This window comes from Clostridioides sp. LIBA-2809 (assembly GCF_056688965.1).
The window spans coordinates 1,840,357-1,853,561 of sequence record NZ_CP197004.1; the positions used below are offsets into that span (position 1 = coordinate 1,840,357).

The window sequence follows — 13,205 nt, forward strand, 5'->3', positions numbered from 1 at the left end:
ATTTTGAAAATTTTATTTATTATTAAAGATAAAGATAAACATATATAAATAAATATATATTTAATTTTTTTTAATAAAATTAAGAGGTGATTTTATGAATTTAGATTTTCACTATTATGGTACATATCTTGCAGCTAAAATAGCTGGCTATAATGATTCTGAAGCAAATACAATAGCTTATTCTGCTCAATATGTGGATGAATCAACTAAGAGTATGATTCTTGAAGGTGTAAATTTTACACTCCCTACAGTACAGACAACTTTAGAATTTGAAAAATATTATGCAGACTTTACTTCATGGGGTTATAAATGGAATCTTGATAGTTTGAATGAAATAAGAAAAGTATGGATACCATTTCATTTTTTACCTGGAAATTTAAACAACCAATATAACTATAATGGAGTTAAAGAAAGCACAGGATTTACAACAAACTGGAAATTTAAAGATGGAGATGAAAGAAGATTTAGATTAATGTGTTTACCAAATAGTGAGACTGTGTCTGCTATTATAAATGACCTTATCTATTTTCATAGTACTGAAGAATATAAATTACAATTTATTGGAATGAGAATGCATGTACTTGCAGATACATGGGCACACATGTATTTTATTGGAAGACCTGAATGGTATATTAATGATGTTAAAGAATTTATAGCAGAAGAAAGTAAATACATAGAAGAAACTAAATGGACTAAAGCAGAAGAATATCGTAATGGTAGCTGGCATGCTATTAATGTTTCTGGTACTCCTGGAGTTGGTGGATATGAAGGAATTGCATATCTTGGACATGGAAGAATGGGTCATATACCAGACTATGGATATCTTAATTACAGATATGTTCCAAATTGGAGTTGTACTGATGATAAAGTGAAGGTACAAAAAAATAATCAAGATAATTTCTTTAAAGCATTTTGTCAAATGGTATATGCACTAAAGTGTATTAAGAATGGTACTGATTTTAGCCTAAATCAATATGAGAGTTTAACAGAAAATCAGAAAACAGAAGTTAAAAAAGTAATAACAACTAGAAAAGATGACCAGTCAGATGCATGGAAAAAAGCAATAAAAGCTTTAGGATATAGTTCTTTAGATAAATTTGATAAAAACAAATGGAAAAATGAATTTGAAAAATCTTCTAATAAGCAAAAAACAAACTATTATTATTTTAATCTAGTAGCCAAGAAACATATAGATTATGTAAATAATTTCTTAGAAGAAAATAGATTGAAATTAGATGAAATGTGTAGTGAATATTGTGAATTCAAGACTTTTGATGACAACCAATTTGCTAAAAATAGAAATAAATTAACAAAGATTATACTTAGAGGAGCTTTTATAGTTGATGCTATACAGTTTGTGTATGATGGAAAATACAAAACTCAACTACATGGAGAACCTTTTGGAGGTAGCATAGTATCTATGGATTTAGATACAGATGATTACATAATTAAAATAAGTGGTTCTATAGGATGGTTTACTGGTTTATCTATACCAGCTAGAACAATAGGTAAAATAACTTTTTTAACTAAAAAAGGAAAAACTATAACAGCAGGAGAAGAAAGAGCATTTAAGAAATATGGAAACTTTACTCTGGAACCAGAATCTGGTAAACAAATATTTGCCCTTCAGGGCTCATACTCAGTATATAAATTTAGTTCAGAGTATAGCAAGAGATATTTAGACTGTCTAGGGATTGCTTGTATGAAATAATTATATGAGACAATGTTTAAAAGCCATATTAGAAATTTTTATCTAATAGATAGATTAAAGGGTAACAACTATTGTTCAGTTGCTACCTTTTAGAGTGTAGGTATATAAGAAACTAGGTATAGCAATTTTCCAAATAGCAATGATAGTATAAAACATGAGAGAAATATACCTAATATATACCATAATAAAGCATTTAGATTTTTCATAAGTAATCACCAACTCATATGATATTTATTTTTCTTAATCTAAGTATATCAGTAACATAAGTATAAAAAGTATCTAAAATATTACAAATAAAATAATAAAACTAGAAATATGTTTTTTTGTAAAATAAAACAAGAGAACTATATTTTTATTATTACAATTCTCTTGCTTTAAGTTGTTAATCCTTTATATATTCAAAAATTTCTTCTATACTTACATTAAATACATTAGCAATATCAAATGCTAGTTTTAATGAAGGATTATATTTTCCATTTTCTAAGTTACCAATAGTTTCTCTTCTTACTCCTACTAATGATGCAAGTTCTTCTTGATTCATATTATACCTTGCTCTGTATTCCTTAGTTTTTGAACGAATTATCATTATTCTAATCCTTTTCCTTCTATATGCTGTAAGTATGCAAAAATTCCTATAAAACTAATCATTGCTACAGAAAAACTAATTCCTAGTCCATTTTCTATATTAGAACTTTTGTGTGAAACAATAGATATAATCATAGATGCCGATAATGATGTAAGTGTTAAGAAGAATGCTGGAGTTGCTGCTTTTCTTAAATTTTCTTTAAATAATTCATCTGGCATTATATTAAAGTATCTAAAAAAAACAAAAAATGCACAGAAGCTAATAGTATGTATTTCACCAGTATATAATATACCGATTAGACCTAGAAAACCTAAGAATCCTAAAAATCCAAGCTTATTTAGTTCTTTAAAATTTTTCATTAATAATTCCTCCTATATTATAAAATGTGATGTATTTTTAACTTCTTGTTAAGAATATATAACATTTTATAAATGTTGACAATATAAAAAATAAATTTTGCATAAAAATAAAATATTAAATGGTGTATAGTAAAATATTTTATAAACATTACTTATTTATGTTATTAATAAAATAAGTAGTTTTTTTATTATTTAAAAAGAAATACATAAAACTATAGTAAAGGTTGTAACAATAAAATGAACCAAAATTATCATACTAAAATACGAGAGATAATTATATGTATAAGATGTAGGGAATTCATATAAAATATGTGGATAAAATATTTTACTGACAATTAACTTAGGAAAAAAATATAAGTGTAAAACGTTGAAAATAAACATTTATAGAGATATATGTTTTATAGTTATTACAATTAAATTTATATTAAAAGAAAAAAATTATAATTTTATTAAAAATATGCTAAAAATCCATCTAGAATATATAAAAGAATTAAAAAATAAAAGTGCATTAGCTATATTTAGTATTTTTGATAACTATAATAATAATATAAAAATTGAATCTTGAAGAATCTATATATTTTGCTAGTAAAGGTATATTTTAAAAAGATAAGCAAACAGTATATAAGCAATAATAATAAGTATTAAAAAAGAGTGCAAAAGCACTCCAATTGTGAGAAATATATACATAAAATCATTATTACAACAATAAAATGTACATATAAGAGACATTTTGTATTTATTTTACATGATAACATATTAATGTTAACTAGATGTTTATCATAGTAACATAAAAGAAAAAAGGAGTACTTCATACTCCATTTGTCAAAAATATAAAACTTTTATATAAGATTATTATAACATAATTAATAAAAGTGTAAAGATATATAATAAATTTGTAATGTTAAAGAAAAAAGATAAGTCCTATTTAACAGGAATTATCTTTTTGTATAAGGAATCATTATCCGATTCTTAAACAACTTCTCTAAACTGGGTAATAATTTATTATTACTGTTTTCAGTGTTTTTTCCCCTTTATTATGGTATGTATGTACTGATTCAGCTGAAAAACAAATAGAGTCATTCTCTTTAAGTTTATAAATACAGTCATTTACTTCTAATTTTAATTGCCCCTCTAAAATCATAATGTATTCTTGTGATTTTTCAGAATGACCAACAGATGTGTAACTATGACCTTCTTCTAATTCCATTTGAAATAACTCGAAGTTTCTAACTGGTGTATTGGGATAATAACAATAAAGACGATAATCTTTATTTTCTGAAACTTGTACATCTATATCAGCTTTTGAAACAATGAAAGTTTCATTTTGAGGTTGGTCAAGTATTGCAGTATATGGAACGTTTAGTCCACTTGCAATTTTCCAAATTGTATTTACTGTTGGATTAGAGTCACCTTTTTCAATTTGTGATAGCATGACTTTACTTACACCAGATAATTCGGCAAGTTGACCTAGACTTAGGTTACGTTCATTACGTAATCTATTTAAATTTTTAGCAATAATAGTATTAATACTCATATTAACTCCTTAAAATGTAAATTATTGACAAATATAATTTACGAATGTATAATTTATTTAACGTTATTTATAATTTACAAAGGTATAATATAACGAACGTTAAATATACTACACATCCGTAATATAAATTATACTGCATAAAGGATTGCTTTTCAACGGATGATAGTTGAGAAACTAAGGGGGAATTGTAATGCGTGTACTTAACAATGTTACAGAGGCTATAGGCAATACTCATATGTTATGTTTGTCTAAAATAACAAAGGAATTTGGAGTTGAAGGCAAAATTTATGCAAAGATGGAATATTTAAATCCAGGATTCAGTAAAAAAGACCGTGTAGCGTTACAGATGATTACAGAAGCAGAAAATGCAGGGTTATTAGCTCCAGGTCAAGCAGTTGTGGAATTAACAAGTGGTAATACAGGAACAGGATTAGCAATAGCTTGTGCATGTAAAGGTTATAAATTTATAGCATGTATGTCAAAAGGAAATTCTATGGAAAGAGCAAGAATGATGAAAGCTTTAGGGGCAGAAGTAGTTCTTGTAGACCAAATGCCAAATTCAGTTCATGGACAAGTATCTGGTGAAGATTTAGCACTTGTAGAAATTGAGGCTCAAAAAATAGCAAAAGAAAGAAATGCATTTAGAGCAGACCAATTCAATCTAGAAGCTTGTAACCATGCACATGAATGTTATACAGCAGAAGAAATGTGGGAGCAATTAGATGGGAATATCGATGTATTTGTAGATTTTCTTGGAAGTGGTAGTACTTTTGCTGGTTGTTCAAAAACACTTAAAAAACACAACCCTTCTATTAAATGCTATGTAGTTGAACCTGAAACGGCAGCAATTTATTCAGGTAAAGAAATAACTGACCAAGGGCATAAAATACAAGGTGGAGGTTACTCTATGGATTTGCCACTAGTAGACAAAAAACTTATTGATGGATATATTCAAGTTACAGATGATGAAGCAACTGATGTGGCAAGAAAATTGGCTAAATTAGAGGGCGTATTTGCAGGTTTTTCTTCTGGTGCAAATGTATGTGCAGCAATTAAGCTATTAAAAAGTACAGAAAAAGGGAAAAGTATAGTTTTAACTCTTAATGATAGTGGTCTAAAATATTTAAGTACTGATTTATATGAAGAATTATAATAATATTAGAACGATTGATTCTTAAATTAAATATATAGATTTAAATTATAAAAAGTATCTCAATATAATTTTTTGAAATTATAAAGGAGATGCTTTTTATTTTATAAATATATAATATTATAAGTGTAATAGTAAAAATATTGGAAAATGAATTTAAGTTACAGAGAGGTATATATTGCAACTATTGACTTAGTCTGAGGATGGTTACATAAAGTTATGAATAAAGGTATTACTATACAATATACTTATCTATTTATATTTATGTTCAAATTTTGGTGAAATAATTAGAACTTATGAGAAAGATAAGAATAATAAAAACTGTTGTAAAGATTAAGTAAAAAAATTACTAAAAAGATTTTTATATAACTAACTAAAAAAAGGCATCCTGTAGATGTAAATTAGTTTTTGAAAGACATTAACTTCTAAATCAGATTTATACTGTGGCAATATGAAAGTATATAAATTTAGCTAGATAAAAGGCTTATAAAATAATTAAGTTAATAAATTAATGTGAGTTTATATAGACCTTCATGATTATTTACTTTTTTTATGCCTGTTTTATCTAATAAAAAATAGATATTATTAGGAGTAGAACATCTATTTTTTATTAGATGTTATAATTAATTATTAGTATAAGTGTATTTTATCTTACAATAATAATCATACAAAATAATAGACTAATACTATAATATTGATGTAATAGTTATAAATTATAAGTTCTTATATAACAAGTTTATATTACATTTCAGATTCTTCATCTGTTCTCTCAATTTTGAAAATAACAGGACGAATACCATCATTACAAGAACATATAGCAATACCTTCCTTATCTATCCAATCTCCATAGTAAAATAATTCACTACCATGAGATAAAGCAAATACATACTGATACATCGCCTTCCATGCTTCATCACATAATTTCTTGGGTTTAGCAAAATCTCCAAAAAATACTTCTCCTACTTTATGCATAGGACATTTTCCAATACCTTTACAGCCATATTTATCTGCTAAATCTTGATGGAATGTAGTTTTTATCACTTCTATTTTACACTTTTTCATAAAAGTCATCTCCTTATAGATTTGTTTATATAAGTATATGTTCTATTTTATATTTAAACAAGTACTTACTTTTAAGTAAAGTACTAACATTTAGGATAGTGTTTTTATTATAAGAGGGGATTAAATGGGCATGAAGACTATAACAACAGGAAAGAAACTAGCATTTAAAAAATATGGAAGTTTTACTTTAGAGCCAGACTTAGGTAAACAAATATTTGTACTTCAGGGTTCATATTCAATATAGAAATTTAGATAAGAATATAACAAAATATATTTATATTGTTTAGGAATTGCTTGCATGAAATAATTATATGAGAGAATTTTAAAAAATCAAATTAGAAGTTTTTATTTAATAGATAAATTAGAAGGTAACAACTAGAGTTAGTTATTACCTCCTTTTTGATAAATTTAAAGTTTATAAAACAATATATTTTTTCCTAATTAAATAATATGACACTATTGTTATAATAGATACTAATATTATTGCAGTTTCAAATTTTCTTATTAATAAACCCATTACTATGTATTCGAATCCTATTAAATAGTGATAAAACATTTCTAGTTTATTAGCTTTTTCTCTATCTATATTTTCATATTTTAATTCTAATTTATCTAAATATTTTTTGTTACAATAATTGGACTTACGTTTAATTAAATATCTTATGGTAATTGCTATTGTAAATGTTATTCCATAACCTAAAAATACAATGCTCCAAGAATTCATAGTATACACATTCTTTAAAATATATTTTGTTAATGTGAAAGTTTTAAAAAATAGTCATTTAATGTTACCTACTTGTTTTGTTTAAAGAATAAAATATTATGCGTATTAGGCTACCTATAAGCACTCCACCAAATAAAAAAGTAAATATCCTAATTGTATAAAAGCTTATTTCTTTTGTGACAATAAATTCATAAGATACACACAAAAGGGCACCAATAAAAAAACCTAGCATAGTACGAAAAGAACTCTTTAAAATATTTTTCATAAATAACCACCAACTCATATAGAATTTATTTTTCTTAATAAAAGTATAGCAGTAGAATAAGTATAAAGAGTGTCTAAAATATTACAAATAATATGTAATAGGCTTTAATGATAACATATTAAAATAAAAAATGATAACTATTGTTTTAATAGCTATGTTTTTCATGTTACTATTAATTCAAAATGGAGTATTAAAAATAGATTATCAATATAAAGCTACCACTTTACAATGAAGAATTTTCATGTGTAGGTGATTTAGGAACGAATCATGGGATTTATACTGGCATAATGTATAAAAATTTATTAATCATCTAGAATTATTTTTAGTTTTTGCTTTCCAGTTTTAGATATTTATTATTTTACTTTAAAAACCTTTTTAATATTTTTTAAAAGAAAGTGAATGAGTTAGAAGACTATTTCAATAGTTTAAAAGGAAGATAAGAAATAAAGAACAGTATTATTATATGAAAAATTAGGTAGTAAATTATTTTTAACACCATACTAATTTAATAAAATAAAACAAATAAATTGTCTTAGATTAATTATAAATAGATGAATTCGTAAAAACAATAAATAAACATAAAGAAAAGATAAGAATTTTGTCTAGTTATACGTTTTTATTGACCAGTTACGCAGTTGATATTGAATATTCTAAATATTGGTGTTATTTTATAGATGGTTTAAACATACTAGGGGGCTTTATAAATGTGATTTATAGGATTTATAGAGAATGTATAAAATAGTAAAAATTTAGAACTATATTTGATGATATTACAGAGTATATGTATAGAATAATGCTTATACATTAAGTTAGATATAAGGAATGTGCAATTTGTATTGGATGATTCATTTTTATAGTGTATGCTTTTAACTTATTTAATAAAAAAGTAAAGATGTACTCCCAATACATCTTTACTTTAATAGAAGTTATAGTTACTTATAAAGTACGAAAAAATTATATCTTTATTAAGGTAGATAAATCCAAAAAGGTTTTCCTAGAAAAAACTTAATTTTAATTATATCGACTTACTAACAATAAAACTTGATGTAAGCATGTTTCAACTACAGTTTCTCCATATTCTGATATAAAATCATCTAACTGTGTATCTAAAAAATTACAATAATCATATGAACTACTTATATAAGCAGTTAATATATGTGTACATTTGTCTATTTCTCCAATAAACATATTATTCATCCCCCTAAAAAATTTAGTAAAAATAAAAATTGTATTTTAGTAATCAAATAACAAAACTTATAAAATTTTTTAGTACTAGTTCCTATAACTCTATAAAACTAAATATTCCTAGTTTTACCAATTTAGTTTTATTCTACAAATATATAATACTAGAAGTTGCTTTATTATTCAACATGCTTGTTTGAAAATGAAAATTATTATAAATTTATACTTGTTTTTTAAAAAAGAAAATCTAATGATAAATGAGTATATCTGTTATTATTTAAATTAAAAATTGTTTGGTTAAACTGACTAGTTTTTGTTTAAATGAGTAAATGTAAAAAGGCGTTAGATAAAATATTATAAATAAAAAAATAGAAAAATTATTTTACTATTAGCAAAAATTTTAAGATATATGTGATAAAAAAGTTATATAAAGTATTTATAAACACCAAAAGATATAGAGAATTGTGCGTTACAATTCTTTATATCTTTTTAACATATTAAAAAACTTTATAATCTAACAAGAAATGTACATAGAATAAATGCTATTAATTAATATTAAATAAACAAAGTAAAATAATTGCTATTTAATAATCTTTCCACAATAAGGACAATAAGTACCACTCTTTAAAAGTTCCATTCTTGAATCTAAACAATGATTACAGTTTGGACAGCGATAAAATTTCCAATCAATAAAAATACCAAAAAGAGTAAAAATAATCGAAAATGTATAGTTTCCCCTAAAAATAATAAATGCAGCAGCAATCATAAACATGCTTATGGATACTAAAAAGCTTATTTTCAATTTTGTATAAGTATCTATACTTCTCATATAATCACCAACTTATTTTAAATTTAATTCTACTAATAAAAGTATAGCAAGTCTATTATAAAAAAGATAAACTAAAAGATTACAATAAAAAATAAACGTATTATAAACTACTTTCTAAAATAGCCAATTTAAAAGTATATTTCTGAGGAGTTTTTGATAAATCAAATAATTTAAGCTTTATTTAAGGTTAAGACTATATTGATATAAGATTTAAGTTTTAATATATATGTGTAATCAAAATAATTTAGGAGGATTAGTATATTGATAAATTGGGAAATAAAAAAACTGATTAAATCTAAAAGCATGTTTATATCTATAGGAATACTAATGCTAATACTATCAATCAATATCTTTATTAAGCCTGTTTTAGAAACAGAAAATTACTATATAGATAAAGAAAGAGGGCGTATAGAAGATATAAGAAGTAGTAGTGATATAGGCAATTATAAATTTCAAAATAAGATTAATATTTTAAAACAGCTTTCAAATCAAACAGATACAGATGAATTTTCTAAAAGAATTAAATCAATGTCAAATAACAAGCTTTATAATCTAAGAGTGAATGAATATAAAGACATTAATTTTTGGAAAGTGTTTAATTATAGAGCTACAAATACACTTATAAACATAGGTATATTAATTATTATCGCTATAATTATATCAAATATTTATATAGATGAGGTGGTTTGTTCAGTAAGAGATATTATACTCTCATCAAAAGAGAAGAAAAAATCATTAAAATCAAAAATAGTTGTTGCTTTATTAATTCCATTAATAATTTATTCTGTTTATTTAATTGGAGTATTCATTATAACTTGTATTCAACAAGGTATACCAATTAACGGAGATTTGGAAGCTTTTAGGATAGTAGATAACATAGCTACTTTGAAATCCAATCCAAGTATAATAAATTACGTAATATCAAATATAGGTATCGAGCTTTTAATGTTTGAAGGATGGGCCATGATAGCCATATTAGGTTCATTTATAAGTAAATCTTCAATATCATCAATAAGTTTTTTTATATTTATTATAGCTATAACTAAGATAATGTCAGTAATTCATGTATTACCTAAAAAATTACTTTTAGTTATTTCTACTGTAAATTATTATGATTTGATATTTGGATTTAATAAAATAATAGGAAATTATTTAGGAGAGATTATGATATTTAAAATGCATATAGATATTGTTAATCTATCAATAGGGTTTTTGATAGCAATATTCGTAGGTGCTATGTCATTATGTTTCTTAGTAATAAAGTCAGATTATATAAGTAAATAAAGGAGAGTTAAGATGAATAAGTTAGAAATAAAAAATCTTTCAAAGATATACGGTAAAAAAGTAGTAAATGATAATATTACAATAACTCTAGAAAATGGAGTTTATGGTCTTTTAGGACCCAATGGAGCAGGAAAATCTACTTTAATGAAACAAATAACAACATTGATAAAACCTAACAATGGTCAAATTCTCTATAATGGTAAGGATATATTTAAGATGGATGATGATTATAGAAATATTTTAGGATACTTGCCACAAGAGTTTGGAATTTATAAAAACTTTACAGCAAAACAATTTTTACAGTATATAGGGGCATTAAAAGGTTTAAAGGGAAAAGATTTAAATAGGAATATAGATGAGTTATTAGAATTAGTAGGACTCTATGATGTAAGAAATAAGGCTATAGGAAAATTTTCTGGCGGTATGAAGAGAAGAGTTGGTATAGCGCAAGTCTTATTAAATAACCCAAAAATAATAGTACTTGATGAACCAACAGCAGGTCTTGACCCACAAGAAAGAGCTAGATTTAGAAATCTAATAGCCAAAATATCTAGGGATAAGATAATAATTCTTTCTACTCATATAATTTCAGATATAGAATCAGTTGCAAAAGAAACCCTAATGATTAAAAATGGCAAACTTCTAATGAAAGGAACACACAAAGAAATATTAAAGCACATGGAAAACAAAGTATATAATATTCAAGTTAAAAATGAGGCTGAAATTGATAAGATTCAGTCTAAGTATAAGGTTATAAGTATTCAAAGTGATGTTAATTCAATAGTACTTAGAATAGTTTCAGATGATATTCCAACTGAAACTAATACACAACAAGTTCAAGCAAGATTTGAAGATGTATATATGTTTTATTTTGATTTAGAAAATGTAAAGGAGATATAGTATAAATGATATATTTAGTTAAATCTGAAATGATAAAAATACTAAAATCAAAGAGTATCTGGATGATTTGGATATTTCTACTACTTTTTGGGTTTGTTCTTATTAGAAAATTTGATGTTTTAGATACGTATGCAGATATATTTTATAAAATAGAAGGGTCTATACCTTTAATAGGTTTGGTAATGTTTATAATAACTTCTGGAAATTATACAAAAGAATATGATTCTAACCTGACTGGTTTAATAAATACAACTAAAAATGGTAAGAAATCAGTAGTATTATCAAAAATAATGGCTAGTGGTTTAATTTTATCTATGATTAATATTTCTTTTGTATTATTAGTAGGAATGAGAGGATTTAGTTTTTTTGACTTTAAACATTTAGATGAGCCAATTAAAAACTTATGGTATTTTGGAAATAGTAATTTTAATATTACAGTAATACAAATGTATCTGATTGTTATAGTAACTACTGTTTTTGCTTCTTTTATATTTGCACAAATAGGTTTAACACTTTCCTCTATATTTAAATCATCTATAATACCATTTATACTAGGTGGATTAATAATGGCAATACCATATTTTAGCGTAGGTTTTATTCCAGCTAAAGCCATAAAATTTATGTCAGTAACTCCAAACTGGATTATGATGAGCCAACAAATTGTTAGATATAATGTCCCAAGCACATTGATTGGTTTATCCATAGTAATCTCAATTATATTAATGATACTATTAACTAAAATAACATATAAAAATTTTACATCAAGTGAAAGGTTTTAACTAAAAATAATAGTGACTTTATTTGTATATTAGTTTAGTTTAAAATAATATAAACAAATTTTAGAGAAAATATATGCTAATATATAAGTAAATTATCATAGGAGGTTATTTATGGAAAATAGTATTTTAGTAATAGATGACGAGGTAGAAATATTAAAACTTTTAGAAACTGTATTAAAAAAAGAAGGTTTTAATAATATATATACAGCAAAAACTAGAAGAGAAGGGTTAGAAATATTTAAAAATATTAACCCTGATTTAATTATACTAGATATTATGCTACCTGATGGTGAAGGTTACGATATTTGTAAAGAAATAAGAAAAATCTCTACTTCTCCAATAATATTTTTATCAGCTAAAACGGAAGAATTAGATAAATTACTTGGGCTTGCAATTGGAGGAGATGATTATGTTACAAAACCGTTTAGTCCTAAGGAAGTAGCTTTTAGGGTCAAAGCTCACTTAAGAAGATTAAGTTATTTTAATGAGAGCCAAAATGGAAGTATGAATTTAGACAATGATAAAGAAAAAATTATATCATTTGGACCATATAAATTAAATGAAAGTAGAGCAGAACTTATAAAAGATGGGCAGTCCATAGGATTATCTGCAAAGGAATTAAAAATATTATCTTTATTTGCACACAATCAAAATCAGATTATAAGTAAAGAGAGGTTATGGGATAAGGTGTGGGGAGAAGATTATGTTGGTTTTGATAATACTATAATGGTCCATATAAGAAAAATTAGAGAGAAATTGGAGGATAATCCCTCAAAACCAGAATATATTTTGACAGTAAAAGGTCTTGGATATAAATTGGCAGTAAAGGAAGATTAGAAT

General features: G+C 24.7%; 13 protein-coding genes. 6 read left to right on the top strand and 7 right to left on the bottom strand.

Annotated features, from left to right (window positions below; genetic code table 11):
- Positions 1 to 94: 94 nt before the first annotated feature.
- Entirely contained in the window at positions 95 to 1,711 is a 1,617-nt protein-coding gene (locus ACTG44_RS08795; protein ID WP_479921596.1) for a DUF6765 family protein, read from the top strand.
- A 382-nt stretch (positions 1,712 to 2,093) separates the two neighbouring features.
- On the opposite strand, the gene ACTG44_RS08800 is transcribed toward ACTG44_RS08795, so the two are convergent.
- From ACTG44_RS08800 to ACTG44_RS08810, 3 genes are all read right to left on the bottom strand, one after another.
- Positions 2,094 to 2,297: a helix-turn-helix transcriptional regulator gene (locus ACTG44_RS08800; protein ID WP_021384460.1), complete on the bottom strand. Its 204-nt coding sequence runs from the start codon at positions 2,295 to 2,297 to the stop codon at positions 2,094 to 2,096.
- Entirely contained in the window at positions 2,297 to 2,656 is a 360-nt protein-coding gene (locus ACTG44_RS08805; protein WP_021384471.1) for a DUF3796 domain-containing protein, read from the bottom strand. The genes ACTG44_RS08800 and ACTG44_RS08805 overlap by 1 nt, the downstream gene beginning before the upstream one ends.
- A 982-nt stretch (positions 2,657 to 3,638) precedes the next feature.
- Positions 3,639 to 4,190 (bottom strand): helix-turn-helix domain-containing protein, encoded by a 552-nt coding sequence (locus tag ACTG44_RS08810; protein ID WP_021384451.1) that lies wholly within the window; start codon positions 4,188 to 4,190, stop codon positions 3,639 to 3,641.
- Positions 4,191 to 4,380: 190 nt separating this feature from the next.
- Here ACTG44_RS08810 and ACTG44_RS08815 point away from each other — a divergent pair, with 190 nt between their 5' ends.
- Positions 4,381 to 5,343 carry a PLP-dependent cysteine synthase family protein gene (locus ACTG44_RS08815; RefSeq protein ID WP_021384445.1) on the top strand — a complete coding sequence of 321 codons (963 nt, stop codon included), beginning with the start codon at positions 4,381 to 4,383 and terminating at the stop codon, positions 5,341 to 5,343.
- Between the two features lie 738 nt (positions 5,344 to 6,081).
- Here the strand turns inward: ACTG44_RS08815 and ACTG44_RS08820 are convergent.
- The 4 genes from ACTG44_RS08820 to ACTG44_RS08835 form a co-directional block, all read right to left on the bottom strand.
- Positions 6,082 to 6,402, bottom strand: coding sequence for a TIGR04076 family protein (locus ACTG44_RS08820; protein WP_021384470.1), 321 nt, complete (start codon positions 6,400 to 6,402; stop codon positions 6,082 to 6,084).
- Positions 6,403 to 6,817: 415 nt separating this feature from the next.
- Positions 6,818 to 7,126 carry a hypothetical protein gene (locus tag ACTG44_RS08825; RefSeq protein WP_479918634.1) on the bottom strand — a complete coding sequence of 103 codons (309 nt, stop codon included), beginning with the start codon at positions 7,124 to 7,126 and terminating at the stop codon, positions 6,818 to 6,820.
- 1,276 nt (positions 7,127 to 8,402) lie between these two features.
- Positions 8,403 to 8,579 carry a hypothetical protein gene (locus tag ACTG44_RS08830; protein WP_009889562.1) on the bottom strand — a complete coding sequence of 59 codons (177 nt, stop codon included), beginning with the start codon at positions 8,577 to 8,579 and terminating at the stop codon, positions 8,403 to 8,405.
- 574 nt (positions 8,580 to 9,153) lie between these two features.
- Complete coding sequence (locus ACTG44_RS08835) at positions 9,154 to 9,402, bottom strand: hypothetical protein (protein WP_021384454.1); 249 nt, start codon at positions 9,400 to 9,402, stop codon at positions 9,154 to 9,156.
- Positions 9,403 to 9,663: 261 nt separating this feature from the next.
- Here ACTG44_RS08835 and ACTG44_RS08840 point away from each other — a divergent pair, with 261 nt between their 5' ends.
- The 4 genes from ACTG44_RS08840 (at position 9,664) to ACTG44_RS08855 (ending at position 13,202) form a co-directional block, all read left to right on the top strand.
- On the top strand, positions 9,664 to 10,686 hold the full coding sequence (locus ACTG44_RS08840; RefSeq protein WP_021384468.1) for an ABC-2 transporter family protein: 1,023 nt from the start codon (positions 9,664 to 9,666) through the stop codon (positions 10,684 to 10,686).
- Between the two features lie 12 nt (positions 10,687 to 10,698).
- Positions 10,699 to 11,586 (top strand): ABC transporter ATP-binding protein, encoded by an 888-nt coding sequence (locus ACTG44_RS08845; protein ID WP_021384439.1) that lies wholly within the window; start codon positions 10,699 to 10,701, stop codon positions 11,584 to 11,586.
- A gap of 5 nt (positions 11,587 to 11,591) precedes the next feature.
- On the top strand, positions 11,592 to 12,365 hold the full coding sequence (locus tag ACTG44_RS08850; RefSeq protein ID WP_021384442.1) for an ABC-2 transporter family protein: 774 nt from the start codon (positions 11,592 to 11,594) through the stop codon (positions 12,363 to 12,365).
- Between the two features lie 111 nt (positions 12,366 to 12,476).
- Positions 12,477 to 13,202, top strand: coding sequence for a response regulator transcription factor (locus tag ACTG44_RS08855; protein ID WP_021384466.1), 726 nt, complete (start codon positions 12,477 to 12,479; stop codon positions 13,200 to 13,202).
- The last annotated feature ends 3 nt before the right edge of the window (positions 13,203 to 13,205 follow it).

Coding starts and splice junctions, on each gene's coding strand:
- ACTG44_RS08795 (WP_479921596.1), top strand. CDS start 95: ATGAATTTAGATTTTCACTATTATGGTACATATCTTGCAGCTAAAATA.
- ACTG44_RS08800 (WP_021384460.1), bottom strand. CDS start 2,297: ATGATAATTCGTTCAAAAACTAAGGAATACAGAGCAAGGTATAATATG.
- ACTG44_RS08805 (WP_021384471.1), bottom strand. CDS start 2,656: ATGAAAAATTTTAAAGAACTAAATAAGCTTGGATTTTTAGGATTCTTA.
- ACTG44_RS08810 (WP_021384451.1), bottom strand. CDS start 4,190: ATGAGTATTAATACTATTATTGCTAAAAATTTAAATAGATTACGTAAT.
- ACTG44_RS08815 (WP_021384445.1), top strand. CDS start 4,381: ATGCGTGTACTTAACAATGTTACAGAGGCTATAGGCAATACTCATATG.
- ACTG44_RS08820 (WP_021384470.1), bottom strand. CDS start 6,402: ATGAAAAAGTGTAAAATAGAAGTGATAAAAACTACATTCCATCAAGAT.
- ACTG44_RS08825 (WP_479918634.1), bottom strand. CDS start 7,126: ATGAATTCTTGGAGCATTGTATTTTTAGGTTATGGAATAACATTTACA.
- ACTG44_RS08830 (WP_009889562.1), bottom strand. CDS start 8,579: ATGTTTATTGGAGAAATAGACAAATGTACACATATATTAACTGCTTAT.
- ACTG44_RS08835 (WP_021384454.1), bottom strand. CDS start 9,402: ATGAGAAGTATAGATACTTATACAAAATTGAAAATAAGCTTTTTAGTA.
- ACTG44_RS08845 (WP_021384439.1), top strand. CDS start 10,699: ATGAATAAGTTAGAAATAAAAAATCTTTCAAAGATATACGGTAAAAAA.
- ACTG44_RS08850 (WP_021384442.1), top strand. CDS start 11,592: ATGATATATTTAGTTAAATCTGAAATGATAAAAATACTAAAATCAAAG.
- ACTG44_RS08855 (WP_021384466.1), top strand. CDS start 12,477: ATGGAAAATAGTATTTTAGTAATAGATGACGAGGTAGAAATATTAAAA.